Annotated in this window: 27 protein-coding genes; 12 read left to right on the forward strand and 15 right to left on the reverse strand. The window is 65.4% G+C overall.

Translation table 11 applies throughout. From position 1 onward, the window contains the following. Window positions 1-13: 13 nt before the first annotated feature. From PT015_RS15295 to PT015_RS15310, 4 genes are read left to right on the forward strand one after another with little or no spacing between them, the layout of a single operon-like run. Window positions 14-1,075 (forward strand): thiolase domain-containing protein, encoded by a 1,062-nt coding sequence (locus PT015_RS15295; protein WP_285185513.1) that lies wholly within the window; start codon window positions 14-16, stop codon window positions 1,073-1,075. A gap of 4 nt (window positions 1,076-1,079) precedes the next feature. Beyond that, window positions 1,080-2,249: a thiolase domain-containing protein gene (locus PT015_RS15300; protein ID WP_285185514.1), complete on the forward strand. Its 1,170-nt coding sequence runs from the start codon at window positions 1,080-1,082 to the stop codon at window positions 2,247-2,249. Next, window positions 2,249-3,127, forward strand: coding sequence for a TIGR03619 family F420-dependent LLM class oxidoreductase (locus PT015_RS15305; protein WP_285191129.1), 879 nt, complete (start codon window positions 2,249-2,251; stop codon window positions 3,125-3,127). Before PT015_RS15300 ends, PT015_RS15305 begins: the two co-directional genes overlap by 1 nt. Continuing rightward, window positions 3,127-3,540: a nuclear transport factor 2 family protein gene (locus tag PT015_RS15310; protein ID WP_285185515.1), complete on the forward strand. Its 414-nt coding sequence runs from the start codon at window positions 3,127-3,129 to the stop codon at window positions 3,538-3,540. The genes PT015_RS15305 and PT015_RS15310 overlap by 1 nt, the downstream gene beginning before the upstream one ends. Here the strand turns inward: PT015_RS15310 and PT015_RS15315 are convergent. Beyond that, window positions 3,537-4,061, reverse strand: a complete 525-nt coding sequence (locus tag PT015_RS15315; protein ID WP_285185516.1) for a gamma carbonic anhydrase family protein — start codon at window positions 4,059-4,061, stop codon at window positions 3,537-3,539. The genes PT015_RS15310 and PT015_RS15315 overlap by 4 nt on opposite strands. Before the next feature lie 113 nt (window positions 4,062-4,174). On the opposite strand from PT015_RS15315, the gene PT015_RS15320 reads away from it, so the two are divergent. Both PT015_RS15320 and PT015_RS15325 read left to right on the forward strand, forming a co-directional pair. Beyond that, entirely contained in the window at window positions 4,175-5,329 is a 1,155-nt protein-coding gene (locus PT015_RS15320) for a Rieske 2Fe-2S domain-containing protein (protein WP_285185517.1), read from the forward strand. Further along, entirely contained in the window at window positions 5,326-5,784 is a 459-nt protein-coding gene (locus PT015_RS15325) for a hypothetical protein (RefSeq protein WP_285185518.1), read from the forward strand. Before PT015_RS15320 ends, PT015_RS15325 begins: the two co-directional genes overlap by 4 nt. Here the strand turns inward: PT015_RS15325 and PT015_RS15330 are convergent. The 7 genes from PT015_RS15330 to PT015_RS15360 all read right to left on the reverse strand — a co-directional run bounded on the left by PT015_RS15330 (window position 5,781) and on the right by PT015_RS15360 (window position 12,016). Then, window positions 5,781-6,926, reverse strand: coding sequence for a sulfotransferase family protein (locus PT015_RS15330; RefSeq protein WP_285185519.1), 1,146 nt, complete (start codon window positions 6,924-6,926; stop codon window positions 5,781-5,783). The two genes, PT015_RS15325 and PT015_RS15330, sit on opposite strands and share 4 nt — an antisense overlap. A 2-nt stretch (window positions 6,927-6,928) precedes the next feature. Next, a complete protein-coding gene (locus PT015_RS15335) occupies window positions 6,929-7,711 on the reverse strand; it encodes an SDR family oxidoreductase (RefSeq protein WP_285191130.1) in 783 nt (260 codons plus the stop codon). A gap of 2 nt (window positions 7,712-7,713) precedes the next feature. Continuing rightward, on the reverse strand, window positions 7,714-8,841 hold the full coding sequence (locus PT015_RS15340; RefSeq protein WP_285191131.1) for a hypothetical protein: 1,128 nt from the start codon (window positions 8,839-8,841) through the stop codon (window positions 7,714-7,716). A 78-nt stretch (window positions 8,842-8,919) separates the two neighbouring features. Beyond that, window positions 8,920-9,195 (reverse strand): hypothetical protein, encoded by a 276-nt coding sequence (locus PT015_RS15345; RefSeq protein WP_285185520.1) that lies wholly within the window; start codon window positions 9,193-9,195, stop codon window positions 8,920-8,922. Window positions 9,196-9,246: 51 nt separating this feature from the next. After that, the gene (gene dmpG, locus PT015_RS15350; protein WP_285185522.1) at window positions 9,247-10,293 is read right to left on the reverse strand and encodes a 4-hydroxy-2-oxovalerate aldolase; all 1,047 of its coding nucleotides are present in this window, start codon (window positions 10,291-10,293) and stop codon (window positions 9,247-9,249) included. Beyond that, window positions 10,290-11,210, reverse strand: coding sequence for an acetaldehyde dehydrogenase (acetylating) (locus tag PT015_RS15355; RefSeq protein ID WP_285185523.1), 921 nt, complete (start codon window positions 11,208-11,210; stop codon window positions 10,290-10,292). The genes dmpG and PT015_RS15355 overlap by 4 nt, the downstream gene beginning before the upstream one ends. Before the next feature lie 20 nt (window positions 11,211-11,230). Then, the gene (locus tag PT015_RS15360) at window positions 11,231-12,016 is read right to left on the reverse strand and encodes a 2-keto-4-pentenoate hydratase (RefSeq protein WP_285185525.1); all 786 of its coding nucleotides are present in this window, start codon (window positions 12,014-12,016) and stop codon (window positions 11,231-11,233) included. A gap of 73 nt (window positions 12,017-12,089) precedes the next feature. Between PT015_RS15360 and kstD the strand changes: the two genes are divergently transcribed. Together kstD and PT015_RS15370 are read left to right on the forward strand one after the other, a co-directional pair. Further along, on the forward strand, window positions 12,090-13,772 hold the full coding sequence (gene kstD, locus PT015_RS15365; RefSeq protein WP_285185527.1) for a 3-oxosteroid 1-dehydrogenase: 1,683 nt from the start codon (window positions 12,090-12,092) through the stop codon (window positions 13,770-13,772). 1 nt (window position 13,773) lies between these two features. Further along, a complete protein-coding gene (locus PT015_RS15370; RefSeq protein WP_285185529.1) occupies window positions 13,774-14,634 on the forward strand; it encodes a MaoC family dehydratase in 861 nt (286 codons plus the stop codon). A gap of 49 nt (window positions 14,635-14,683) precedes the next feature. On the opposite strand, the gene PT015_RS15375 is transcribed toward PT015_RS15370, so the two are convergent. The 7 genes from PT015_RS15375 to PT015_RS15405 form a co-directional block, all read right to left on the reverse strand. Next, window positions 14,684-15,529 (reverse strand): DUF559 domain-containing protein, encoded by an 846-nt coding sequence (locus tag PT015_RS15375; protein WP_285185530.1) that lies wholly within the window; start codon window positions 15,527-15,529, stop codon window positions 14,684-14,686. A gap of 116 nt (window positions 15,530-15,645) precedes the next feature. Beyond that, window positions 15,646-16,806 carry a lipid-transfer protein gene (locus PT015_RS15380; protein WP_285185531.1) on the reverse strand — a complete coding sequence of 387 codons (1,161 nt, stop codon included), beginning with the start codon at window positions 16,804-16,806 and terminating at the stop codon, window positions 15,646-15,648. After that, window positions 16,806-17,207, reverse strand: a complete 402-nt coding sequence (locus PT015_RS15385; RefSeq protein ID WP_285185532.1) for a MaoC family dehydratase — start codon at window positions 17,205-17,207, stop codon at window positions 16,806-16,808. Before PT015_RS15385 ends, PT015_RS15380 begins: the two co-directional genes overlap by 1 nt. Next, window positions 17,204-18,151, reverse strand: a complete 948-nt coding sequence (locus PT015_RS15390) for a bifunctional MaoC family dehydratase N-terminal/OB-fold nucleic acid binding domain-containing protein (RefSeq protein ID WP_285185533.1) — start codon at window positions 18,149-18,151, stop codon at window positions 17,204-17,206. Before PT015_RS15390 ends, PT015_RS15385 begins: the two co-directional genes overlap by 4 nt. Continuing rightward, a complete protein-coding gene (gene fadE29, locus PT015_RS15395; RefSeq protein WP_285185534.1) occupies window positions 18,148-19,311 on the reverse strand; it encodes an acyl-CoA dehydrogenase FadE29 in 1,164 nt (387 codons plus the stop codon). The genes PT015_RS15390 and fadE29 overlap by 4 nt, the downstream gene beginning before the upstream one ends. An 11-nt stretch (window positions 19,312-19,322) precedes the next feature. Next, window positions 19,323-20,369 carry an acyl-CoA dehydrogenase family protein gene (locus tag PT015_RS15400; protein ID WP_285185535.1) on the reverse strand — a complete coding sequence of 349 codons (1,047 nt, stop codon included), beginning with the start codon at window positions 20,367-20,369 and terminating at the stop codon, window positions 19,323-19,325. Continuing rightward, window positions 20,369-21,619: a cytochrome P450 gene (locus PT015_RS15405; protein WP_285185536.1), complete on the reverse strand. Its 1,251-nt coding sequence runs from the start codon at window positions 21,617-21,619 to the stop codon at window positions 20,369-20,371. The genes PT015_RS15400 and PT015_RS15405 overlap by 1 nt, the downstream gene beginning before the upstream one ends. Before the next feature lie 120 nt (window positions 21,620-21,739). Here PT015_RS15405 and PT015_RS15410 point away from each other — a divergent pair, with 120 nt between their 5' ends. The 4 genes from PT015_RS15410 to PT015_RS15425 are packed head-to-tail and all read left to right on the forward strand — an operon-like array spanning window position 21,740 to window position 24,735. Then, the gene (locus tag PT015_RS15410; RefSeq protein ID WP_285185538.1) at window positions 21,740-22,903 is read left to right on the forward strand and encodes a steroid 3-ketoacyl-CoA thiolase; all 1,164 of its coding nucleotides are present in this window, start codon (window positions 21,740-21,742) and stop codon (window positions 22,901-22,903) included. 3 nt (window positions 22,904-22,906) lie between these two features. Beyond that, window positions 22,907-23,278 carry a nuclear transport factor 2 family protein gene (locus PT015_RS15415; protein WP_285185539.1) on the forward strand — a complete coding sequence of 124 codons (372 nt, stop codon included), beginning with the start codon at window positions 22,907-22,909 and terminating at the stop codon, window positions 23,276-23,278. Window positions 23,279-23,286: 8 nt separating this feature from the next. Then, entirely contained in the window at window positions 23,287-23,739 is a 453-nt protein-coding gene (locus PT015_RS15420) for a nitroreductase family deazaflavin-dependent oxidoreductase (protein ID WP_285185540.1), read from the forward strand. Window positions 23,740-23,745: 6 nt separating this feature from the next. Then, window positions 23,746-24,735 (forward strand): NAD-dependent epimerase/dehydratase family protein, encoded by a 990-nt coding sequence (locus tag PT015_RS15425; RefSeq protein ID WP_285185541.1) that lies wholly within the window; start codon window positions 23,746-23,748, stop codon window positions 24,733-24,735. Window positions 24,736-24,775: the final 40 nt, after the last annotated feature.

The following is a 24,775-nucleotide window of genomic DNA, read 5'->3' on the forward strand; positions in this document are numbered from 1 at the left end:
AGGGAAGACAGACGTGACATTTCGCGATGTAGCTGTCGTCGGCTTCGCTCATGCGCCGCATGTGCGCCGCACCGACGGCACCACCAACGGCGTCGAGATGCTGATGCCGTGTTTCCACTCGCTCTACGAAGAACTCGGCCTGCAGCAGACCGACATCGGCTTCTGGTGTTCCGGATCCTCGGATTACCTTGCCGGCCGGGCTTTCTCGTTCATTTCCGCGATCGACTCGATCGGAGCTGTCCCGCCGATCAACGAGTCACACGTCGAGATGGACGCCGCATGGGCACTGTATGAGGCCTACATCAAACTGCTGACCGGCGAGGTCGACACGGCGCTGGTGTATGGCTTCGGCAAGTCCTCGGCGGGCACGCTGCGCAGAGTCCTTGCGCTGCAAACCGACCCATACACCGTCGCGCCGCTGTGGCCGGACGCGGTGTCGATGGCCGGCCTGCAGGCCCGCTTCGGCCTGGACTCCGGAAAGTGGACCGCCGAGCAGATGGCCCAAGTCGCACTCGACTCCTTCGCCGCGTCCGAGCGCACCGACTCCGAGAAGCCGGCCAAGAGCATCGACGAGTTGCTGGCCCGGCCGTACTTCGCGGATCCGCTTCGGCGACATGACATTGCACCGATCACCGACGGCGCGGCTGCGATCGTGCTGGCCGCCGGCGACAAGGCCCGCGAGTTGCGCAAGAACCCGGCGTGGATCACCGGCATAGAGCACCGCATCGAAACCCCGGTCCTCGGCGCGCGCGATCTGACCACCTCGCCGTCGACCGAGACTTCGGCCAGGGCGGCGACGGGCGGCGACGCGGGTTCGATCGAGATCGCCGAGATCTATGCGCCGTTCACGCATCAGCAGCTCATCCTCACCGAGGCGATCGGTCTGCCGTCGTCGACGAAGGTCAACCCGTCGGGCGGCGCGCTGGCCGCCAACCCGATGTTCTCCGCTGGGCTGGAGCGCATCGGCTTTGCGGCGCAACACATTTTCGACGGGTCGGCCGGACGGGTGCTCGCGCATGCGACCAGCGGGCCGGCATTGCAACAGAATCTCGTCGCCGTGCTGGAAGGGAAATAGTCTGATGGCAGGCCAGTTGGCTGCGGTGCTCGGCACCGGGCAGACGAAATACGTCGCCAAGCGTCAGGACGTCTCGATGAACGGCCTGGTTCGCGAGGCCATCGACAAGGCATTGGCGGACTCCGGTTCGACGATGGACGACATCGACGCGGTGGTCGTCGGCAAGGCGCCCGACTTCTTCGAGGGCGTCATGATGCCGGAGCTGTTCATGGCCGACGCCGTGGGAGCGACCAACAAGCCGCTGATCCGAGTGCACACCGCCGGTTCGGTCGGCGGGTCGACCGGCGTGGTGGCGACCAGCCTCGTGCAGTCGGGCAAGTACCGGCGCGTGCTGGCGATGGCGTGGGAGAAGCAGTCCGAGTCAAATGCCATGTGGGCGTTGAGCATTCCGGTGCCATTCACTAAGCCGGTAGGAGCGGGCGCGGGCGGCTACTTCGCACCCCACGTCCGCACCTACATCCGTCGCTCCGGTGCGCCCACGCACATCGGCGCCATGGTCGCGGTCAAGGACCGGCTCAATGGCGCCAAGAACCCGTTGGCACATTTGCATCAGCCGGACATCACCGTCGACAAGGTGATGCAGTCCCAGATGCTCTGGGACCCCATCCGATTCGACGAGACCTGCCCGTCGTCGGACGGCGCCTGCGCCGTGGTGATCGGCAACGAGGAGATCGCCGACAAGCGCGTCGCCGACGGGAACCCGGTGGCCTGGATCCACGCCACCGCGCTGCGCACCGAACCGTTGGCGTATGCCGGCCGCGACCAGGCCAACCCGCAGGCCGGCCGCGACGCCGCCAAGGCGCTGTGGAAGGCCGCGGGCATCACCAGCCCGATCGACGAGATCGACTGCGCGGAGATCTACGTGCCGTTCTCCTGGTTCGAGCCGATGTGGTTGGAGAACCTGGGATTTGCGGCCGAGGGTGAGGGCTGGAAGCTCACCGAGGCCGGCGAGACCGCGATCGGCGGCAAGATCCCGCTGAACGCCTCCGGTGGTGTGCTGTCGTCCAACCCGATCGGCGCCTCCGGCTTGATCCGGTTCGCCGAGGCGGCCATCCAGGTGATGGGCAAGGCGGGCGATCACCAGGTTCAGGGCGCGCGCAAGGCACTTGGCCACGCCTACGGCGGTGGCTCGCAGTATTACTCGATGTGGGTCGTGGGAGCTGACAAGAAGTGATGAAGTACACCTGCAGTATCGCCTTCGGGCAGATCGACCAGCTGACCGAATTGGCCAGGACCGCGGAGGAGGTCGGGTTCGACTCGATCGCGCTGCCGGACTCCATCTTCTATTTCGAGAAGCAGTCCGTCGACTATCCCTACACCGCCGACGGTAAGCGGATGTTCGACGAGGAGTCGCCCTGGGTCGACCCGCTGATCCTGGCGGGCGCGATGGGTGCGGTCACCTCGAAGCTACGGTTCTACACGAACGTGATGAAGCTGGGGTCGCGCAACCCGCTGCTGCTGGCGCGCCAGGTCGGCTCGGTGGCCAACCTGACCAACAACCGCTTCGGCTTCGGTGTCGGGATCGGTTGGGCACCGGAGGAATTCGAGTGGTGCGGCGTCCCCTTCGCCAAGCGCGGCAAGCGTGTCGACGAGATGATCGAGGTCATCAAGCTGGTGCTGGCCGGCGGCATGGTCGAATTCCACGGCGATTTCTATGATTTCGACCGCCTGCAGATGAGCCCCGCTCCCACCGAACCGGTGCCGTTCTACGTGGGCGGCCACACCGACGTGGCGCTGCGCCGAGCGGCGCGGGTCGGCGACGGTTGGACCTCGGCGATGATGACGCACGCGGAACTCGACGAGACGATTGGCAAGCTCAAGACGCTCCTGGCCGAAAACGGCCGCGCGGACGTGCCTTTCGAGTACCAGGCGGTGTGCATCGACAAGTTCGGCGTGGACGGTCATCGTGAGCTCGCCGAGATCGGGGTCACCGACTACATCACCATCCCGTGGATCCTGGACGGGCTCGGGACCGACGCGCCGCTGGAGCAGAAGAAAGACTCGCTGAAGCGGTGGGCCGAAACCTACATCCACTCGGGCTGGCAGGACTGATGGCCGGCAACGACACCGCCGCGCACCTGGCCGGCAAGAGGTCCCGCGATGCGGTCGCGGCCCGCGACAAAGAGGCCTGGGTGGCGAATTTCGCCGACAACGGCATCGTCGAAGACCCGGTCGGCCCTTCACATTTCGACCCCGAAGGCAAAGGCCATCGCGGCCGTGACGCCATCTCGGCGTTCTGGGACATGGCGATCGCGCCCACCGACAAGATCGAGTTCGTCTTCGACAAGACGTACCAATGCGGCAACGAGGAAGCCAATATCGGCCACATCCTGATCACCGCAGCCGGACATCAAGTGACCGCCGAGGGCGTCTTCACCTACAAGGTCGACAGCGACGGCAAGATGCTGGCGCTGCGCGCGTTCTGGGAAGTCGACCAGGCCACCGCGAGCGCCCGCAAGATCTAAATCGGCTCCAGCCCAGCCAGATAGCGCTGCGCGAGATCCTGGTACGCCTTCGGGTTCACCTTCACCCACATCTCGGCGCCGGTGCCGGCGATCGGCCCCTTGACCGTCGCAGGCGCCCCGACCACCAACACCTCGGCGGGAATCTTGGTGCCGCCGGTCACCAGCGCGCCGGCCGCAACCAGGCTGCGCGCGCCGATCACTGCGCCGTCGAGCACGGTGGCGTGGTTGGCGATCAGCGCCTCGGCACCGATGTGCGCGCCGTGGATGACGCACATGTGCGCTACCGTCGCCCCGGGCCCGATGTCGACCGGGATGCCCGGCGGTGAATGCAGTAAGGACCCGTCCTGGACGTTGGCGCCCTCGCGCACAATGACCGGCCCGTAGTCGGCGCGTAGCACGGTGTTGAACCACACCGACGCTCCGGCCTCGACAACGACATCACCGATCAAGGTGGCGGTCGGCGCGACGAAGGCGGTGGGGTCAACCCGCGGCGCTCGTCCTTCAAAGGCAAACAGCGGCATCGTTCAGATATACCGCAGGCCGGGTAACCGGCGGTGATGTGCCCGTCATTGCGCGATCCGGGGCCAAAACTGTAACGTGTTCTAGTTAGAAGCCCGATTCATCTGGAGACCTCATGGCTACCGAAACCGCCGAAGTTCGCGAAATCGACGCCGGCACCCTGCCTGACCGCTACGCCCGCGGTTGGCACTGCCTTGGCCCGGTCAAGGACTACCTGGACGGCGAACCCCACGGCATCGAGGCGTTCGGCACCCATCTCGTCGTCTTCGCCGACTCACACGGTGACCTGCACGTCTTGGACGGCTACTGCCGGCACATGGGCGGCAACCTGGCGCAGGGCACCATCAAGGGCGACGAGGTCGCCTGCCCGTTCCACGACTGGCGCTGGGGCGGCGACGGCAAGTGCAAGCTGGTTCCCTACGCCAAGCGCACCCCGCGACTGGCCCGGACCCGGTCGTGGACGACCGACGTGCGCAGCGGCCTGCTGTACGTGTGGCACGACCACGAGGGCAATCCTCCGCCCCCGGAACTGCGTATCCCCGAGCTTCCCGAGTTCGCGAGCGACGAGTGGACCGACTGGCGATGGAACTCGATGCTGATCGAGGGCTCCAACTGCCGCGAGATCATCGACAACGTCACCGACATGGCGCACTTCTTCTACATCCACTTCGGTCTGCCGACGTATTTCAAGAACGTCTTCGAGGGCCACATCGCCTCGCAGTACCTGCACAACGTCGGCCGCCCGGACGTCAACGACCTCGGCACCTCCTACGGTGAGGCGCACCTGGATTCGGAGGCGTCGTACTTCGGCCCGTCGTTCATGATCAACTGGCTGCACAACCAGTACGGCGGTTTCAAGGCCGAGTCGATCCTGATCAATTGCCACTACCCGGTCAACCAGAACTCATTCGTGCTGATGTGGGGCGTCATCGTCGAAAAGCCCAAGGGCATGGACGAAGAGATGACCAACAAGCTCGCCACCGTCTTCACCGAGGGCGTCAGCAAGGGCTTCTTACAGGACGTCGAGATCTGGAAGCACAAGACCCGCATCGACAACCCGCTGTTGGTCGAGGAGGACGGCGCGGTCTACCAGATGCGTCGTTGGTACCAGCAGTTCTACGTCGACGCGGCCGACGTCACGCCGGACATGACGGACCGCTTCGAGATCGAGGTGGACACCACGATCGCCAACGAGAAGTGGCATGTCGAGGTCGACGAGAACCTCGCCAAGCAGGCCGAAGAAGAGAAGACCGAGCAGCCGGCTACATGAGTTCGTCCAAGGAGTCTCCCGACGTCGATCGGCTGGCCCGATCGATGCTGATGCTCCGTGGCGATCACGACCATGACGACCCAGCTCCGACGGGTAACGGCAGCGGATCATGGTCCAAGGCACCGAATTTCGCCAACGACCCGGATCGCGCCGCCGCGGTGCGCGCCGCCACGCAGGCCGACAAGACTCGCTACCTGACCTCGGGGCAGCAGCCGGTCGATTGCCGGTTCTGCCATGCGACGGTCAACGTCAAGCGGATGGGCCCGGGACACACTGCGGTGCAATGGAATAGCGACGCGTCGCAGCGGTGTGCCTACTTCGCCGAGATCCGCGCCGGCGGCGAGCCGACCGCGCGGGCGCGAGCCTGCCCGAAACTCGGCGACAGCATCGAGCACGCCGTCGCCGAGGGCTGCCTGGAAGCGGTTTCGACCGCGACTCCCCCGGGGGACGGTTAGAGCCCGGCGAACCGCTCCTTGACTTCGTCTGCGGTCAACCCGTAGTCGTCCAGCGAGTATTTGTGTTTGGGAGCCCTTGCACCGCTTTGGCTTTCGGCGTGGCTATCCTGCATAGCCTTGCTCGCCTCCTCGGTGAGCGTGATGTCGAACTTGCGGTAGATGTCGGCCACCGTGCCGATCGGGTCGGCGATGAGCTCGTGGTAGTCGACGTCGTAGAACTGATCCGGGTTGTACTTCTTGCGCGCGGCGTTGAACTGCTCCAGACCGCGCGACCAGGTTTCCATTGCGTCCGAACCGATTTGGTCGCCGGTGAATTTCGTCGACCAACCGTCAGCGGTGGTCTGGGCCAGCGAACACATCGACGCCATGATCGTCTCGACCGGCCGGTGGGTCTGGATCACCAGCGCATCGGGGTAGGCCTCCATCAGCGCGTCGAGCGCGAACAGGTGGCTCGGGTTCTTCAACACCCACCGCTTGTCGGCGTCGTTGAGCCCGATCAGCTGGAGGTTCTTGCGGTGCCGCTGGTAGGCGGGCGTCCAGTTCTGCTGCGCCAACCACTTTGAGTAACTCGGCAGATGCGCCAGCGTCTCATAGGACACCGAATGCAGCGATTGACGCAGCAGCTGCCAGCATTCCTCGAGTTCGTAGGCGGCCATGAAGTGAAGACCGGTGTAGCCCGGGTTGTCCTCGTGGTGCTGGTTGAACTGATCGTCGAGTCGGCGGTACAGGTGGTGGGAGTCCCAGGTGTCGCGTGGCGGACGCGGTTGCGGGAACTCCGCGAGCCACATGTGCAGGCCCTGGTGCGCCGGGTCGGCGCCGAGCAATCGATGCAACGCCGTGGTGCCGGTGCGCACCAGACCGGTGACGAAGATCGGCCGCTTCACTTCGACGTCGGCGTGCTGGGGGTACTGCTTCCACGCCGACTCCGACAGCAGCCGGGCCACCAGCGCACCGCGCAGGAAGAAGCGATTCATCTTGCTGCCCAACACCGTTAGGCCGGCTTCCTGCCGGTAGGAGTCCAGCAGAACGCCGAGTGCTTCGCGGTAGTTGTCGTTGTCGTCGCCGAAGTCGTCGAGCCCAGTCAGCTTGGTCGCCGAGGCATGCAACTCGTCGACGGTCGCGATGTCAGTGCGTTCAGCCATGGTCAGTTGTGGTACTCGCCGCAGTTCACGTCGAGCGTCTGTCCACTGATGCCGCTGGACATGTCGCTGGCCATGAACATGATCGCCGCCGCCACCTCGTCCTCGGTGGGCAGCCGCTTGAGGTCGGAGTTCGCCGCGGTGGCCTTGTAGATCTCGTCGGCACTGGTGCCGTATTTACCAGCCTGGTGCTCGAAGTAGCCCTGCAGCGTCTCGCCCCAGATATAGCCGGGCGCAACGGAGTTCACGCGGATGCCCTTCTCGCCGAGCTCGGTGGCCAACGACTGTGACATCGACAGCAGCGCGGACTTCGCCATCTTGTAGGCGCCGTACTTGGCCTGTGAGTGGCGCAGCACCATGGAGTTGACGTTGACGATCGCGCCGTTCGCTTCCTCCAGCGCCGGAGTGAAGGCCTGGATCAGCCGCAGCGCGCCCAGCGCGCTCAGCTCGATCGCGTCACGGATGTGCTGGAAGCTGGTGCCCGCCAATGGTTTCATCGACGGCACCCGAAACGCATTGTTGATCAACACATCTACTTTGCCGAAGTTCGACGTGGTCGACTCGACCAAGGCGGCGACGTCGTCGTCCTCGGTGATGTCCGCGCGAACCGCGAGCGCCTTGTGCCCGGCGTCGCCGAGTTGCTTGGCGAGCTCCTCCAGCCGCTCGACCGTGCGCGCGGCCAGCACCAATTCGGCGCCGTCCTTCGCGCACCGGTGGGCCAGCGTGGTGCCGAGCCCCGGGCCCACACCGCTGATCACGATGACTTTCTTCTCGAGCAGTCCGGTCATGTTCACCCCAGCATCCTTGCTGCAATTTGCTTTTGGCGCAACGCTATTCGGCTGCGCCAGTCGTCGTCGGAAATCTTATTGTGCTCGTAATGCGGCAAGACCCCCGGGAGCTTGTCCAGGCTGACCAACTCGACGGTCGGCCCATCGGCTTCGGTGAGTTGCCGCGATACCCGCTGCCACCGGAACTGCAGAAAGCCGCGTCGGTGGCCGAGCGTTTCGACCCAATTGGTGACGCCCGGGTTCTGATCGGACACGACGATGCGCACCTTGCCATCCGGATCCGACTGCGCCTGAGCGTTGTTCAGCGATGTCTGGTGATTGATGTAGTCCAGCGAGATGTACCAGAGGCTCCCCAGCTGGAATCCGAGGTAGGGGGCGTCGGTCACCGGCAGGGTGATGACGAGCGCCTCGTCGGGGCGCAACTCGAAATGCCCGACCGACGAGTACTGCGTCGCCAGACCGCCGGGCGTCAGCCGGGGCGCGACCATGGTGTTGACCGGCAGGTCCAGATAGAACCACTGCGGGAACTGCAGCCAGGTCTTGATTCGGTTGACCAGTTGCTTACCGGCTGCGCTGTAACGCTTTTCGATCGTGGCGCGGGTCAGCGGCGGCGGCGCCGTGCCGGCGGTGTCCGCTCGCGAGATGGACAGTGTGCCGCGCTGGGCGGCCCAGTCGCCGTACACCTCGCGGATCACCAGCTGGCCGGGACTGTTCGGTCGGACCTGCCACTGGAAGCTACCGTCCGCGGCGATCTCGAGTTCGCGGTCGTCGAACGCGGCTTGACTGACCGGGACGTTGTCGTCGGTGTACTCGCCGCCGAGCAGTTGGAAGCTCAGGTCCGTAGTGCTACCGCGCACGCCGGTGACGGTGTAGTCCTGGTTGGGTTGCACGCGACAGCCGAAATACAGAGTGTCGGGATTGTCGAGGCCCATCTTGGTGTACGGGCCGGTGCCGGAGAGCAGCACAGGATGGTCGCGGTCGTAGTCGAACACCATGTGCGTACAGGCCGCCACACAGCCGGCCAGGTACTGCAGCCCCTCCAACAGGTCGGCTTCGGTCTCGATGTGCGGAGCTGCGGCGACTAGTTTCTCGGACTCGGTGATGGCATCGATCAGCGGCTGAGAGAACAGGGAATCCGGCACGCTCTGACGCTAGAACGTGTTCTAGTTTTCGTCAACAAGCGAACATGCGCCGACGATGCGGATTAGCTAGTCAGTGCACTTCTGCGACAGGTCGATCAGTTGCTGACGAACGTCCGGATGCCGATTCAGGTAGCCGATCACATCCGGGCCGCCACCCTCTGCCCTCGACTGCGAGGAGAGATGCGCTTTGACGTCCGGATGGCGGCTGAGATACGAGTCAATGGACTGACCCACCGTCTGATCGCAGGCGGCGTTCGCCGCCGGCAGCGCAATAATCGTCGCGGCCGAAGCTGCGACCAGCCCGCCGGCGATGCGGCCGGCCCACGCGAGTGACGTGCTCATGGGCGCGACGCTACGCCCGGCGGCTATGCGCAGCCTGTGCGTTCGCCCAGACTATGTCGTGGCGCCTTCCTGCTCGCGCTTGATCTCCAGCGCGATGTCGATGAGCTGGTCTTCCTGACCGCCGATCAGCTTGCGCTGCCCGGCCCGGTGCAGTAGCTGGTGAGCGGGCACGCCGTAACGCTCGGACTGCCGGACGGCGTGCTTGAGGAAGCTCGAGTAGACGCCGGAGTAGCCCATGATCAGCGCGTTACGGTCGAGCAGGCATTCGGCCGGCATCGCCGGTGCGACAACCTCCTCGGCGGCGTCGGCGATGTCGAAGAAGTCGATGCCGGTCTTGACGCCGATCTTGTCGAACACCCCGATCAGCGCCTCGACGGGCGCGTTACCGGCGCCGGCTCCGAAGCGCCGGCAGGAGCCGTCGATCTGCTTGGCACCGGCCCGGACGGCCTCGACGGAGTTCGCGACGCCGAGGCCGAGGTTCTCGTGGCCGTGGAAACCGACCTGGGCGTCGTCACCGAGTTCGGCAACCAACGCCGAGACCCGGTCGGCCACGCCGTCGAGCACCAACGCTCCGGCGGAATCGACGACGTAGACACACTGGCAGCCGGCGTCGGCCATGATGCGGGCCTGTGCCGCCAACTTCTCCGGCGGGATGGTGTGCGACATCATCAGGAAGCCAACGGTTTCCAGGCCCAGCTCGCGAGCGAGCCCGAAGTGCTGGATCGAGACGTCGGCCTCGGTGCAGTGGGTGGCGATGCGGCAGATCGAGCCACCGTTGTTCTGCGCCTCCTTGATGTCTTCCTTGGTGCCGACACCGGGCAGCATCAGGAAGGCGATCTTGGCTTCCTTGGCGGTCTCCGCGGCGAGCTTGATCAATTCCTGCTCGGGCGTCTTGGAGAAGCCGTAATTAAAGCTCGAGCCGCCCAGGCCGTCGCCGTGGGTCACCTCGATCACCGGAACGCCGGCGTTGTCGAGAGCGGCCACGATCGCGCCGACCTCGTCCTTGGTGAACTGGTGACGCTTGTGGTGCGAGCCGTCGCGTAGGGAGGTGTCCGTCATCCGGACGTCCCAGATCGGGTTGAAGAAGATGTCGCTCATGCTTTCGCTCCTCCGGCCGTCGCGGTCAGCGACTCCTTCGCGATTTCCTCGCCGACCTTGGTGGCCGCGGCGGTCATGATGTCGAGGTTGCCCGCGTACGGCGGCAGGTAGTCGCCGGCGCCTTCGACCTCGACGAAGGTGGTGACCAGTGCCTGGCCCCCGGAGTGCACCGACGGGTCGTCAAACTGCGGCTCGTTGAGCAGGCGGTAGCCGGGCACGTAGGTCTGCACCTCGGCGACGACGTCGTGGATCGACTTGGCGATCGCGTCGCGGTCGGCGTCTTCGGGGATCGCGCAGAAGATGGTGTCGCGCATGATCATTGGCGGGTCGGCGGGGTTCAGGATGATGATCGCCTTGCCGCACTTTGCGCCACCGATGGTCTGGACGCCCTTGCTGGTGGTCTTGGTGAACTCGTCGATGTTGGCGCGGGTGCCCGGGCCGGCCGAACTCGACGACACCGACGCGACGATCTCGGCGTAGGGCACGTCGACTGTCCGGGAAACCGCGTAGACGATGGGGATGGTGGCCTGGCCGCCGCAGGTGATCATGTTGACGTTCGGGGCGTCCAGGTGGTCGCGGAGGTTGGCCGGCGGGATCACGGCCGGACCGACCGCGGCGGGCGTGAGGTCGATGGCCCGGATTCCGGCGGCCTCGTACTTCGGCGCGGCGTCGCGGTGCACGTAGGCGCTGGTCGCCTCGAAGACCATGTCGGGCTTTTCGGACTGGGCCAGCAGCCAGTCGACGCCTTCATGGGTGGTCTCGAGCCCGAGCTTGCGGGCGCGGGCCAGGCCCTCGCTGTCGGGGTCGATGCCGACCATCCAGCGCGGTTCGAGCCACTCCGAGCGGAGCAGTTTGTAGAGCAGGTCGGTGCTGATGTTGCCCGACCCGACTATGGCCACACTCATCTTCGACGGCATGGACGCTCCTTAGTTTCTGGTCACTCGAATGACAGTCGCACGGACCCGAGTCCGGCGAAATCGGCGACGAAATTGCTGCCGGGAGGTGCATCGATAGCTCGGGTGCACGAACCGGGCAGCACGATATCGCCGGCCCGAAGCCGCACTCCGAAGCTTTCCACTTTGCGGGCCAGCCACGCTACTGCGGTGACTGGATTTCCCAGCACCGCGTCACTGCGCCCCTCGGCGACCACCTCGCCGTTGTTTGTCAGCACCGCGTCGATGGTCTTGATGTCGATGTCGGTCGGCTTCACGCGCGCCTCGCCCAAGACGAACCCGGCGGACGACGCATTGTCGGCGATCGTGTCGCACAGCGCGATCTTCCAGTCGGTAATGCGGGTGTCGATCAACTCGATCGACGGCACGAACGCCTCGGTCGCCTTCAGGACGTCCTCTTCGGTGCAGTTCGCGCCCGGCAGGTCGTGGGCCAGGATGAAGCCGACCTCGACCTCGACCCGTGGGTACAGGTACCTGTCGGACTTGACCGGGACGTCCTCGAAGACCTGCATCTCGTCGAGCAGGTGCCCGTAGTCGGGCTCGTCGACGCCCATCATCTGCTGCATCGCCAATGACGACAGGCCCACTTTGTGACCCACCACCCGGGCGCCCTCGGCGACCCGCTGCCGGATGTTGATCAGCTGGATTTCGTAGGCGTCGACAACGTCGATCTCGGGGTGTCCGGCGGTCAGCGGGGTGATCGGCTGACGGCTCCGCTCGGCCTGCGCGAGGTCGGCGGCGAGCGCGTCACGGATGGCTGACGGAAGCATCTAGCCGAAGTCCCCTCGTTCGATTGACCGGGGCGGTAGCGCCCAGGCCCGGCAATTCTATAACGTGTTCTACATGACAACTCAGGAGTTCGACGTCGTCGTGGTCGGAAGCGGCGGCGCCGGCATGGTCGCTGCCCTTGCGGCAGCCCACCGGGGTCTCAACACTATAATCGTAGAGAAAGCCGCCCACTTCGGCGGCTCCACCGCTCGCTCCGGCGGCGGTGTGTGGATTCCCAACAACGAAATTCTGCAGCGCGACGGCGTCAAGGATACGGCCGACGCGGCCCGCACTTACCTGCACGGGATCGTCGGGGACGTGGTCGAAGCGCAGCGCATCGACACCTACCTCCAGCGCGGGCCGGAAATGCTGTCGTTCGTGCTGAAGAACTCGCCGTTGAAGATGTGCTGGGTGCCGCAGTACGCCGACTACTACCCGGAGGCCCCGGGCGGCCGCGCCGGTGGTCGGTCGATCGAGCCAAAGCCGTTCAACGCCAAGAAGCTTGGACCCGACCTGGCCGGCCTCGAGCCGCCGTACGGCAAGGTGCCGTTGAACGTCGTTGTCATGCAACAGGATTACGTGCGGCTCAATCAGCTGAAGCGCCATCCGCGCGGTGTGCTCCGCAGCCTCAAGGTCGGCGCCCGCACGATGTGGGCCAAGGCGACGGGGCAGAACCTGGTCGGCATGGGGCGCGCCCTGATCGCGCCGCTGCGGGTCGGGCTCCGCAAGGCAGGCGTGCCGGTCCAGCTCAACACGGCGCTGACCGACCTGTTCGTCGAAGACGGCGTGGTGCGCGGCGTTTATGTGCGGGAGGCAGGCCAGCCGGAAGCTGCTGAGCCGCAACTGATCCGGGCTCGTAAGGCAGTTATCCTCGGTAGCGGCGGGTTCGAGCACAACGAGCAGATGCGGGTGAAGTACCAGCGCGCGCCGATCACCACCGAGTGGACCGTCGGCGCGAAAGCCAATACCGGCGACGGCATCCTGGCCGCCGAAAAGCTGGGCGCCGCACTGGAAATCATGGAAGACGCCTGGTGGGGCCCGACGGTTCCGCTGGTCGGCGCGCCATGGTTCGCGCTGTCGGAACGCAACTCCCCCGGCTCGATCATCGTCAACATGTCCGGCCAGCGGTTCATGAACGAGTCGATGCCCTATGTCGAGGCGTGCCACCACATGTACGGCGGCGAATACGGCCAGGGGCCCGGCCCGGGCGAGAACATTCCGGCGTGGCTGGTGTTCGACCAGCAGTATCGCGACCGCTACATCTTCGCGGGGCTGCAACCAGGGCAACGCATTCCCCGCAAGTGGATGGAATCCGGCGTCATCATCCAGGCGGATACTCTCGAAGAGTTGGCTTCGAAGGCCGGTCTGCCTGTTGACGCCTTTGCGGCGACGGTCGAGCGGTTCAACGGCTTCGCCCGCTCCGGCGTCGACGCCGACTACCACCGCGGCGAGAGCGCCTACGACCGCTACTACGGCGACCCGACCAACAAGCCGAACCCGAACCTCGGTGAGATCAGCCATGGACCGTTCTACGCGGCCAAGATGGTGCCGGGCGACCTGGGCACCAAGGGCGGCATTCGCACCGACATCCATGGCCGCGCGCTGCGTGACGACGGCAGCATCATCGAAGGTCTCTACGCCGCAGGCAATGTCAGCTCCCCGGTGATGGGTCATACCTACCCCGGGCCGGGTGGCACGATCGGGCCGGCGATGACCTTCGGATACCTGGCCGCCCTGCACATCGCCGGAGAGAACTGACATGCCCATCGACGTCGACGTCGCCCTGGCCGCCGAGCTGGACCCGATCGAGTTCTCGTGGAGTAGTAGCGACATCCAGCTGTATCACCTCGGGCTGGGAGCTGGCGCCGACCCTCTCGACATGCGCGAGTTGCGCTACCTGATCGACGAAACACCGCAAGTGCTACCGACTTTCGGCAATGTCGCGGCGAGCTTCCACATGACCAAGCCACCGACCGTGCAGTTCCCCGGCATCGACATCGAGCTGAGCAAAGTCCTGCACGCCAGCGAGCAGGTGACCGCGCCCGCGCCGCTGCCGCCGTCGGGCTCCGGCAAGGCGGTCACCCGCTTTACCGATATCTGGGACAAGGGCAAGGCCGCGGTGATCTGGTCGGAGACCTCCGTGACCGCTCCCGACGGAACGCTGCTGTGGACGCAACGACGTTCGATCTTCGCCCGCGGCGAGGGTGGTTTCGGCGGCGACCGTGGCCCGTCTTCGGGGGCTGCCGCCCCGGAGCGCGCACCCGACCTGTCGCTCGACATCCCGATCCTGCCGCAACAGGCGCTGCTCTACCGGTTGTGCGGGGACCGCAATCCGTTGCACTCCGACCCCGAATTCGCCTCTGCCGCAGGCTTTCCGCGGCCGATCCTGCACGGGCTGTGCACCTACGGCATGACCTGTAAAGCGTTGACGGATGCGTTGCTCGACGGCGATTCCGGGGCCGTCGGCTCCTATGGCGCCCGCTTCGCCGGCGTTGCCTTCCCGGGCGAGACGTTGAAGGCCTCGGTGTGGAAAGAGGACGGCAAGTTGCTCGCCACCGTCACCGCGCCGTCGCGCGACGACGCCGTAGTCCTGAGCGGCGTCGAGCTCACCCCGGCCTAGGGCGGCGCCGAACGCTCCGCTAGCCGGGCGTGACTTGTCGACCGCCCAGCTAGCCGGGCAAGCGACTCGTACGTGCCGCGCGAACGCGCCTGACTATGTCATTGGGCCGGTCCCCCGCTACGACTCGAATGACGATCCACCCGAGGCGTTCGAGCATTTCCGATCTACGAACGTCCCAGGTGTACTGCCTACGATCGCGGCGGTGCTGCTCACCGTCGTATTCCACGGCGACCTTCACGTGCTCCCATCCCATGTCGAGATACGCAAAGGCACTGCCGAATTCGTCGAGCACTGGAATCTGCGTCTGCGGTCGCGGCAGGCCGGCCTCGATCAACACGACGCGGAGCCACGACTCTTTTGGCGACTGCGATCCGGCATCGAATAGTTCCACCGCCCGGCGTGCCCCACCGATGCCGCGGCGTCCCACATAGCGTTGCGCCAACAAATCGACATCCGCGGCTTTGATTTCGGTCGCTGCGGCTAGCGCATCTATCCCCGCCACGGCGGTCATTGTCGGGTACCAACAGCCAAGGTCCAGTGCTGTTCGGGTCGGCGAGGTAGCCGCGACGCCGCCAATCATCTCGATCTCATCCGCCTCGACAATGTCGCGGTGAAACTGAAGTCCGGCGGCGCAGTGATGGTTGTCATGAATCAACTCCACCGCTCTGCCGTCGTCGATCCATTTACTTCCGTGCAGCGCGGCCGCTGAGAACCCCGCCACGATCCCGCGACGGCCAGTCCATAACCATCCCGCGTAGGCGCGGACCGCTGCGGTGATCTCAGCATCGCGGTCGATATAAATGCCTCGAAATAAGCGCGTATAGCGCGTTTCCAACTGACTCTTGGTTAGCAATCCAGCCGTGATGGCTTCGCTGCCGATGAACGGTCGACCCATCGCCGCAGGCTCGCATATGCGACCCTTGCCGTCACTTCAGCTGCCGAGTGCCCGGCAGGCCGGGCGTTGCGTCTCGACGGCCCGGCTAGCCGGGCGCTCGGCGCAAAGGGGGCGGACTAGCCGAGGATGAGGCCGCTCGTCGGGACGCCGGTGCCGGCGGTGACCAGGACGTGCTCGACGTCGGGCACGGGATTGACTGAGGTGCCACGCAATTGGCGCACACCCTCCGCAATGCCGTTCATGCCGTGGATGTAAGCCTCACCGAGCTGGCCGCCGTGGGTGTTGATCGGCAACCGGCCACCGATTTCGATCGCACCGTCGGCGATGAAGTCCTTGGCCTCTCCCCAACCGCAGAATCCCAACTCCTCCAACTGAATCAGGGTGAACGGCGTGAAGTGGTCGTAGAGGATCGCGGTCTGGATATCGGTCGGCTTCAGCCCCGACTGCGACCACAGTTGCTTACCGACGAGACCCATCTCGGGCAGGCCGTCGAGCTCGGGCCGGTAGTAGCTGACCATCGAGTACTGGTCCGGGCTGGCACCCTGCGCCGCCGCCTCGATGACGGCCGGACGATGCTTCAGGTCCTTGGCCCGCTCGGCCGAGACGATGACGAGTGCGACGGCGCCGTCGGTTTCCTGGCAGCAGTCCAGCAGTCGCAGCGGCTCGGCGATCCACCGCGAATTCTGGTGCTCCTCAATGGTTATCGGCTTCTCGTAGAAGTACGCCTTCGGATTCTTGGCGGCGTGCCTGCGGTCGGCCACCGAGATCGCACCGAAGTCGCGGCTGGTTGCCCCCGACAAGTGCATGTAACGCTTGGCGATCATCGCGACCTGAGCGGCCGGCGTCGACAGGCCGTGCGGATACGAGAACGAGTTGTCCACGCCGGTCGAGTCGGCGTTCTCGACCAGCCGCAGCTGCACCTGGCCGAACCGCTGACCCGAACGCTCGTTGAAAGCCCGGTATGCCACAACACAATCCGCGACCCCGGTCGCCACGGCGATGGCCGCCTGCTGGACGGTAGCGCATGCGGCGCCACCACCGTGGTGGATCTTGGAGAAGAACTTCAGGTCCCCGATGCCCGTGGCCCGCGCGATGGCGACCTCGGTGTTCGAGTCCATCGTGAACGTGACCATGCCGTCGACGTCGGCTGGAGTCAGCCCCGCATCGTCGAGGGCGTCCAAAACGGCTTCCGCCGCTAAGCGCAATTCGCTGCGACCGGAGTTCTTGGAGAAGTCCGTCGCGCCGATGCCTGCGATCGCGGCCTTACCGGACAACATCACGCGCCTCCGAAGGTCAAGGTCGCGGTGGCGACGACGTGATCGCCAAGGCTATTGCTGCCAACGATTTTCAATGAGATCAACCCGTCATCGACCGCGGTCACCTCGCCCTTGAACGTCACCGTGTCGTAGGCGTACCACGGCACACCGAGCCGCAGCTTGATCGTCTTGATGAACGCCGACGGCCCGGCCCAGTCGGTGATGTACCGCTGCACCAGACCGGTGTCGGTGAGGATGTTGACGAAGATGTCCTTGGATCCCTTGGCCTGCGCCTTGTCCCGGTCGTGGTGCACGTCCTGGTAGTCGCGGGTGGCGATCGCCGTCGAGATGATGAACGTGGGGTCGCCGTACAGCGCCAACTCCGGCAGCTTCGTGCCGACCTCCACCGTCGGGGCGCTCATGCGCGCGGCTCCCACGCGTACAGCGTCCACGCCGGGCCGACATCATTGGCCGGGAAGTCGATATACGTTGCCTGAACCGGCATTCCAACCTCCACAGTGGCGGGGTCGACACCGCGCAACTCGCCCAGCATCCGGACGCCTTCTTCGAGTTCGACCAAAGCGATGACGAACGGCAGCGTGCGGCCGGGCACCTTCGGCGCGTGATGCACGACGAAGCTGAATACCTCGCCCTTGCCGCTGGCCACCTGATAGTCGGTTGCCAATTCCTTGTCCTGCCAGATCGCCGGCACCGGTGGGTGCTGCAGGCTGCCGTCGGGCCGCTTCTGGATGCGGAGTTCGTGCGCCTTGACGCCGTCCCAGAAGAACTTGGTGTCTTTCGATTCCGACGGCCGCATCATCGCGGAAGCGTCGAGGTCCTCGGGCACGGCCGACGAAGCGGCCTCGCGCGGCTTGAATTTGAGTATGCGCCACTCCATTTCGGCAACGTCCTCGTCGCCGACCTTCCAGACGATGTGCTGGTTGATGAACCAGCCCTCGCCGAGCCCGGTCTGCTTGGGGCCGACGACGTCACCCATCTCCGAATGGATCGTGACTTCTTCGCCGGCGTGCAGGTAACGGTGGTAGGTCTGCTCGCAGTTGGTGGCGACGACGCCGATGTAGCCGTTCTCATCGAACAGCTGCATGATCGGTCCCATGGGGTCGTCGGTCGGACGCTCCCCACCTAGACCGAACATCGTCCAGACCTGAATCATGGCCGGGGGCGCGACAATTCCCGGGTGACCGTTGGCGCGCGCCGCGGCCTCGTCGCGGTAGATCGGGTTGGCGTCGCCGATCGCCTCGACCCAGCTGTTGACCATCGGCTGGTTCACCGGATCGCGCCCCGTGCGCGGCTTGGGGCCGCCGGCCGCCTTGATCTTCTCAAGCGCCTCGTGGATATCCGTCATCGAGGCACCCTCGGCACTTTGAGGCCCGACGCCGCGATCATCTCTCGCATCACTTCGTTCACGCCTCCACCGAAGGTGATCACTAGATTGCGCTTGGTCTGCGAGTCGAGCCAGTCGAGCAGCTCGGCGGTCGCAGGCTCAGCGGGGTTGCCGTACTTGCCGACAATCTCCTCGGCAAGCCGACCAATGTACTGAATACTCTCGGTGCCAAAGACTTTCGTCGACGCCGCATCGGCCACGTTGATGTCTTCGCCGGCGGCGGCAACCTGCCAGTTCAGCAGCTCGTTGACCCGCCACATCGAATAGATCTCACCGAGCGCCCGCTTGACGTCGTGGTGGTCGATCGGGACGACCCCGTCGCCGCCTGGCTTGGACGCCCAGTCGTGCAGTCGGTCGTAGATGCCGGCGGTGCGGCCGGCCGGTCCGAGCATCACCCGCTCGTTGTTGAGCTGGGTGGTGATCAGTCGCCAGCCGCCGTTCTCCTCACCGACCAGCATGTCGGCGGGAACCCGGACGTCGTTGTAGTACGTGGCATTGGTGTGGTGGGCGCCGTCGGACAGGATGACCGGCGTCCAGGAGAACCCAGGATCCTTGGTGTCGACGATCAGGATCGAAATGCCTTTGTGCTTGACCGCTTCCGGGTCGGTGCGGCACGCCAGCCAGATGTAGTCCGCGTCGTGCCCGCCGGTCGTCCACATCTTCTGTCCGTTGACGATCCACTCGTCACCGTGGCGTACCGCACTGGTGCGCAACGAGGCCAGGTCGGTGCCGGCCTCGGGTTCGCTGTAACCGATCGCGAAGTGCAACTCGCCCGCCAGAATCGCGGGCAGAAACTTCTTCTTTTGCAGGTCGGTGCCGAACTGCTGCAGCACGGGGCCGACGGTTTGCAACGTGACGGCGGGCAGCGGCACGTCGGCACGGTGCGCCTCGTTGACGAAGATCGACTGCTCGACGGGGCCGAAACCCAACCCGCCGAACTCTTTTGGCCAACCGACGCCGAGCTTGCCGTCCTTGCCCATCCGCCGGATCACCGCGCGGTAGGCGTCGTTGTGCCGGTCCTTCTCCATCGCCTTCATCTCGTCAGTCGAGATGAGGTTCGAGAAGTATTGCCGCAGTTCGGCTTGCAGCTGACGCTGCTCGGGGGTCAGGTCGATGAACATTGCGCTCCCACTCAGGCTATCTCGGTGACGACCTGCGCGCCCGGCTGCGCCGCGCTTGCGATCCCCACCAGGTCGAGACGATGAGACGGCCCGCCCAAGAGGCGAGTCAGGTCCTTGATTGTCGAGTAGTACCGGTGCATCGGGTAGGTGATGTCCATCCCCATCCCGCCGTGCAGGTGATGGCAGATCTGCATCACCCGCGGCGCCTGCGAGGTGATCCAATAGCCGAGCACGTCGAGATCCGAGGCCGCGTCAAGGCCTTCGCCGAGCTGCCAGATCACCGACGTCGACACCAAATCAATGGTGCGCGAGGCGATGTAGACCTCGGCGAGTTGCGCGGCCACCGTCTGAAAGGTCGACAGCGGCTTGCCGAACTGCTGCCTGTTGGCCACGTAGTCGGCGGTCAGCCGCAGCGCACCGGCCACCAAACCTGCCGTGAAGGAGCCGATCGCCGCCAGCGCCAACTGGTTCACCCGCTGCGCCGTCGCTCCGGCCAGCACGTCCTCGTCGGCCACCGCGACATCGGAGAACGTCACCACGTATTCGTCGGCGCCACTGGACGTCGGCGTCTTCGAGATCTGCACACCGTCGGCATTGGATGACACCACGACCACCGCGCTGTCGGCGGTAACGAGCATCCACTCGGCGCTGTCGGCATATCCCACACCGACTTTGGTGCCCGACAGCCGACCACCCGAGAAGGCACAAGAAGGCCGGTCCGGCAGCGCGCTGCCCGGCTCGTTGAGTGCCACGGTGAGCACCGAGCCTTTGGCCAGGCCGCTCAGGTAGCGGTCCTGCTGCGCGTCGGAAGCCAAGTCCAACAACATGATCGCGCCGGAGAGCGTGGACAACGCAGGACTGATCAGGCCGTGGCGACCGATCTCGGTCAACGCCGTCGAGACCTCGGGCAGGCCGACACCGTCGCCACCCACCCGCTCGGGCACCGGCAACGCCGTCACACCACCGGAGACCAACGCCTCCCACGAATTATCGCGCTCCAGAACCGATGTCACGACATCGGCGACGGCCTGCTGTTCTTGGTCTGGAGTGAAATCCATCAGCTCGCGACCGCGCTCTTACCGGAGTAGTCGACCTGCCAGTGCTTGATGCCGTTGAGCCAACCGGACCGCAGCCGCTCCGGCTCGGAGGTCGGCTTGAGATCCGGCATGTGGTCGGCGACGGCGTTGAAGATCAAGTTGATCGTCATCCGGGCCAGATTTGCGCCGATGCAGTAATGCGCACCGGTGCCACCGAAACCGACGTGTGGGTTCGGGTCGCGCAGGATGTTGAAGGTGTGCGGGTCGTCGAACACCTCGTCGTCGAAATTGGCCGAGCGGTAGGACATCACCAGCCGCTGGCCCTTCTTGATCTGCGCCCCGCCGAGTTCGAGGTCTTCATTGGCGGTGCGTTGGAAGGCCGAAACCGGTGTGGCCCAGCGGACGATCTCGTCCGCGGCGGTCGCCGGACGTTCCTTCTTGAACAGCTCCCACTGGTCGGGGTTGTTCGCGAACGCGATCATGCCGTGGGTGATCGAGTTACGCGTCGTCTCGTTACCGGCCACGGCGAGCATCACCACGAAGAACCCGAACTCGTCGTCGGAGAGCTTCTCGCCGTCGATGTCGGCCTGGATCAGCGTGGTGACGATGTCGTCGGTCGGGTTCTCGTTGCGCTCGGCGGCCATCGCCATCGCGTACATGATCAGTTCCATCGACGACTGCGCCGGGTCGACGTCGGCGTACTCCGGGTCGGTGCCGCCGGTCATCTCGTTGGACCAGCGGAACAACTTGTCGCGGTCGTCCTGAGGCACCCCGAGCAGGCCGGCGATGGCCTGCAGCGGAAGCTCGCACGACACCTGCTCGACGAAGTCGCCGCCGCCCGCGGCCGCCGCGTCCTTGGCGATGTTCTGGGCCCGCTGCGCGAGTTCCTCTTCGAGCCGGCCGATCGCGCGCGGGGTGAAGCCGCGGGAGATGATCTTGCGCAGCCGCGTGTGATGCGGGGCGTCCATGTTGAGCATGACGCTGCGCTGCAACTCGACCTGCTCGCGCGTCATCTCCTTCGGCCACGTCGGGATCGCGCCGTTCTGCCAGCTGGAGAAGACGTCGCTGCGCCGCGACACCTCTTTCACGTCGGCATGCTTGGTGACGATCCAGTAGCCGTTGTCTTCGAAGCCGCCGCAACCCTCGGGCACGTTCACCCAGTGGACGGGCTCGGACTTGCGAAGCTCGGCGAGTTCGTCGACCGGAAGGCCGGCCAGGTTGACGTCGGCATCGAGGAAGTCGAAGTCCGCCGGAATGCTAGGGGGTGCCATAAGATTTCTCCTGAACTACAACGTGTTCTAGTGCCAGTAAAACATGCTCTCACCGCAGACCAAAAGGTGTCAGGGCATCGTCGCTTGTCAGGGTAATGAAACGTGTTCTAGCCTGACCTCATGGGTAACCCGGTAATCGTTGAAGCCACCCGCAGCCCGATCGGCAAGCGCATGGGATGGCTGTCAGGACTGCACGCGACCGAGCTGTTGGGCGCCACGCAGAAGGCTCTCGTCGAGAAGGCTGGCATCGACGCCGGCGATGTCGAGCAAATCGTCGGCGGCTGCGTCACGCAGTACGGCGAGCAGTCCAACAACATCACCCGGGTCGGCTGGCTGGTCGCCGGATTGCCCGAGCACGTCGGCGCCATGACGGTGGATTGCCAGTGCGGCAGCGGCCAGCAAGCCAACGGCCTGATCGCCGGCCTGATCGCAGCGGGCGCCATCGACGTCGGCATCGCGTGCGGTATCGAGGCGATGAGCCGCGTCGGGCTGGGCGCCAACGCCGGCCCGGACCGCGGCATCTTGCGGCCCGCGTCGTGGGACATCGACCTGCCCGACCAGTTCACCGCCGCCGAGCGAATTGCCAAGCGCCGCGGCATCACTCGCGAGGAAATCGATCAGTTCGGATTCGACTCGCAGCGCAAGGCGAAGCAAGCCTGGGCCGAGGGCCGCTTCGACCGCGAGATCAGCGGCATCGAGGCTCCGGTGCTCGACGAGAACAAGCAGCCGACCAGCGACCGCCACATCGTCACCAAGGACCAGGGCCTGCGCGACACCACGCTCGAGGGCCTAGGCCAGCTCAAGCCTGTGCTCGACGGCGGCATCCACACCGCGGGAACGTCGTCGCAGATCTCCGACGGTGCCGCCGCTGTGCTGTGGATGGACGAAGACAAGGCCAAGGCGCTCGGCCTCAAGCCGCGGGCCCGCATCGTCAGCCAGGCACTGGTCGGCTCCGAGCCCTATTACCACCTCGACGGCCCGGTGCAGTCGACAGCGAAGGTGCTGGAGAAGGCCGGGATGAAGATGGGCGACATCGACATCACCGAGATCAACGAGGCCTTCGCCTCGGTGGTCCTGTCGTGGGCGCGGGTGCACAACCCGGACATGGACAAGGTCAATGTCAATGGCGGGGCGATCGCGTTGGGTCACCCGGTGGGCAGCACCGGTAGCCGGCTGATCACCACCGCGCTGCACGAGTTGGAGCGCACCGACCAGACCACTGCGCTGATCACCATGTGTGCCGGCGGCGCGCTGTCGACCGGCACGATCATCGAGCGCATCTAACTCGTGGCTTCGGAGGCAGACCAGATCGCCGCGGCGCAGTTGTACATCGACGGCCTGGCCAATCACCGCGGCGACGCCGTTCCGTTCGCGCCGGACTGCGTGCGGTTCGAGATGGGCATCAAGACCGGATTTTCTGGAAACCACTTGCGGCGCAGCCTGAATCGCGGCCCACAGTTCCGGATCATCAAGGAGTGCACCCCGCCGAAGTTCGAGGTCGACGGCGATCACGTGCGCGCCCAGTTCGACGTGATCACCAAGCCGACACTGGCCGGACGCCGGGTGTGCTCGCACGTCGACGAGACGTTCCTGATTGTGGATGGCAAAATCCGCCACATCAACGCTCAGATGCGCCCGTTCATTCAGCACGTTCGATAGGAAGCCCGATGGCCAAGCCGCCGCCCGCCCTCAACTCCGCCGGCACCGGTGTCCTGATCAAGTGGATGTCGCGCCTGAACACCATCGCCTTCAAGGCTTCGGGCGGCCGGATCGGCGGCACGTTCCTACAGGGCGCGCCGGTCGCGCTGCTGACCACCATCGGCCGAAAGACCGGGCAACCCCGCGTCAGCCCGCTGCTCTTCCTGCGCGACGGGAACCGCATCGTGCTGGTCGCCTCGCAGGGCGGTCGTGCCAACAACCCGATGTGGTACCTCAACCTCAAGGCCAATCCGAAGGTCACGGTGCAGGTCAAGAAAGAGGTGCTGAAGCTGACCGCCCGCGACGCCACCCAAGAAGAACGCGACCACTATTGGCCGCCGCTGGTGGCGATGTACTCGTCGTTCGAGGACTACCAATCCTGGACGGACCGGGTCATCCCGATCGTCATCTGCGACCCGTAACGACAGATGAAGGTTCTGATCACGGGGGGCACCGGATTTGTCGGTGCGTGGACAGCCAAGGCCGTCCAAGACGCGGGACACCACGTCAGGTTTCTCGTGCGAAGCCCCGACCGCCTCAACACCAGCGCCGCACAGATCGGCGTCGACGTCAGCGATCACGTTGTCGGTGACATCGCAGACGCGGAGATCACTGCCGAGGTGCTACGCGGCTGTGACGCCGTCATTCATTGCGCGGCAATGGTTTCCACCGATCCAGCGCGCGCCGACGAGATGTTGCACACGAACCTCGAAGGCGCACGCAACGTGCTCGGCGGGGCGGTCGCCGCGAAGATCGATCCCATCATTCACGTCTCGAGCTTCACCGCGCTGTTTCGGCCGGGCCTGCCGAAGCTGCACGCGGACCTGCCCGTGGTCGGCGGTTCGGACGGGTACGGCAAGTCCAAGGCGATCGTCGAGGCTTATGCGCGGGGCCTGCAGGACGCCGGCGCACCGGTGAACATCAGCTATCCAGGGATGGTGCTGGGGCCACCCGCCGGCGATCAGTTCGGCGAGGCCGCCGAGGGCGTGGAGGCCGCCATCAAAATGGGCGGCGTGCCTGGGCGCAGCGCGGCCTGGATCGTGGTGGACGTTCGCGATCTCGCCGCCCTGCATGTCGCCCTGTTACGGCCCGGCCAGGGACCGCGCCGCTATATGGCGGGTGGCCAACGCATTCCGGTCGATCGGCTAGCAGCGCTGATCGGCGCCGCCGCCGACCGCAACCTGCTGGCGGTCCCGGTTCCCGATGTCGGACTGCGCGCCCTGGGGCGGTTGTTCGACGTCGTCGGGGATCATCTGCCCTTCGAGACGCCGATCAACTCTGCGGCCATGCAGTACTACACCCAGATGCCGAACTCCGATGACACTCCGGCCGAGCGCGACCTCGGTATCACGCAACGGGACCCGGCGCGGACGCTTGCCGACACGGTCGTCGGACTGCGGAAGGTCGGCCGTATCTGACCGGGTATGAACCGGCTTAACTAAAGCTGTGATTTACCTT

This window comes from Candidatus Mycobacterium wuenschmannii, from assembly GCF_030252325.1.
Taxonomy (GTDB): domain Bacteria; phylum Actinomycetota; class Actinomycetes; order Mycobacteriales; family Mycobacteriaceae; genus Mycobacterium; species Mycobacterium wuenschmannii.

What these genes read in the sequence shown, in the direction of transcription:
- PT015_RS15380 (WP_285185531.1), bottom strand. Translation starts at nt 16,806, where the DNA reads ATGTTGTCCGGTAAGGCCGCGATCGCAGGCATCGGCGCGACGGACTTC.
- PT015_RS15315 (WP_285185516.1), bottom strand. Translation starts at nt 4,061, where the DNA reads ATGCCGCTGTTTGCCTTTGAAGGACGAGCGCCGCGGGTTGACCCCACC.
- PT015_RS15320 (WP_285185517.1), top strand. Translation starts at nt 4,175, where the DNA reads ATGGCTACCGAAACCGCCGAAGTTCGCGAAATCGACGCCGGCACCCTG.
- PT015_RS15420 (WP_285185540.1), top strand. Translation starts at nt 23,287, where the DNA reads ATGGCCAAGCCGCCGCCCGCCCTCAACTCCGCCGGCACCGGTGTCCTG.
- kstD (WP_285185527.1), top strand. Translation starts at nt 12,090, where the DNA reads ATGACAACTCAGGAGTTCGACGTCGTCGTGGTCGGAAGCGGCGGCGCC.
- PT015_RS15355 (WP_285185523.1), bottom strand. Translation starts at nt 11,210, where the DNA reads ATGCCGTCGAAGATGAGTGTGGCCATAGTCGGGTCGGGCAACATCAGC.
- PT015_RS15360 (WP_285185525.1), bottom strand. Translation starts at nt 12,016, where the DNA reads ATGCTTCCGTCAGCCATCCGTGACGCGCTCGCCGCCGACCTCGCGCAG.
- PT015_RS15310 (WP_285185515.1), top strand. Translation starts at nt 3,127, where the DNA reads ATGGCCGGCAACGACACCGCCGCGCACCTGGCCGGCAAGAGGTCCCGC.
- PT015_RS15330 (WP_285185519.1), bottom strand. Translation starts at nt 6,926, where the DNA reads ATGGCTGAACGCACTGACATCGCGACCGTCGACGAGTTGCATGCCTCG.
- PT015_RS15325 (WP_285185518.1), top strand. Translation starts at nt 5,326, where the DNA reads ATGAGTTCGTCCAAGGAGTCTCCCGACGTCGATCGGCTGGCCCGATCG.
- PT015_RS15305 (WP_285191129.1), top strand. Translation starts at nt 2,249, where the DNA reads ATGAAGTACACCTGCAGTATCGCCTTCGGGCAGATCGACCAGCTGACC.
- PT015_RS15390 (WP_285185533.1), bottom strand. Translation starts at nt 18,151, where the DNA reads ATGACGGATATCCACGAGGCGCTTGAGAAGATCAAGGCGGCCGGCGGC.
- PT015_RS15375 (WP_285185530.1), bottom strand. Translation starts at nt 15,529, where the DNA reads ATGGGTCGACCGTTCATCGGCAGCGAAGCCATCACGGCTGGATTGCTA.
- PT015_RS15425 (WP_285185541.1), top strand. Translation starts at nt 23,746, where the DNA reads ATGAAGGTTCTGATCACGGGGGGCACCGGATTTGTCGGTGCGTGGACA.
- fadE29 (WP_285185534.1), bottom strand. Translation starts at nt 19,311, where the DNA reads ATGTTCATCGACCTGACCCCCGAGCAGCGTCAGCTGCAAGCCGAACTG.
- PT015_RS15410 (WP_285185538.1), top strand. Translation starts at nt 21,740, where the DNA reads ATGGGTAACCCGGTAATCGTTGAAGCCACCCGCAGCCCGATCGGCAAG.
- PT015_RS15335 (WP_285191130.1), bottom strand. Translation starts at nt 7,711, where the DNA reads ATGACCGGACTGCTCGAGAAGAAAGTCATCGTGATCAGCGGTGTGGGC.
- PT015_RS15300 (WP_285185514.1), top strand. Translation starts at nt 1,080, where the DNA reads ATGGCAGGCCAGTTGGCTGCGGTGCTCGGCACCGGGCAGACGAAATAC.
- PT015_RS15370 (WP_285185529.1), top strand. Translation starts at nt 13,774, where the DNA reads ATGCCCATCGACGTCGACGTCGCCCTGGCCGCCGAGCTGGACCCGATC.
- dmpG (WP_285185522.1), bottom strand. Translation starts at nt 10,293, where the DNA reads ATGAGCGACATCTTCTTCAACCCGATCTGGGACGTCCGGATGACGGAC.
- PT015_RS15385 (WP_285185532.1), bottom strand. Translation starts at nt 17,207, where the DNA reads ATGAGCGCCCCGACGGTGGAGGTCGGCACGAAGCTGCCGGAGTTGGCG.
- PT015_RS15405 (WP_285185536.1), bottom strand. Translation starts at nt 21,619, where the DNA reads ATGGCACCCCCTAGCATTCCGGCGGACTTCGACTTCCTCGATGCCGAC.
- PT015_RS15345 (WP_285185520.1), bottom strand. Translation starts at nt 9,195, where the DNA reads ATGAGCACGTCACTCGCGTGGGCCGGCCGCATCGCCGGCGGGCTGGTC.
- PT015_RS15400 (WP_285185535.1), bottom strand. Translation starts at nt 20,369, where the DNA reads ATGGATTTCACTCCAGACCAAGAACAGCAGGCCGTCGCCGATGTCGTG.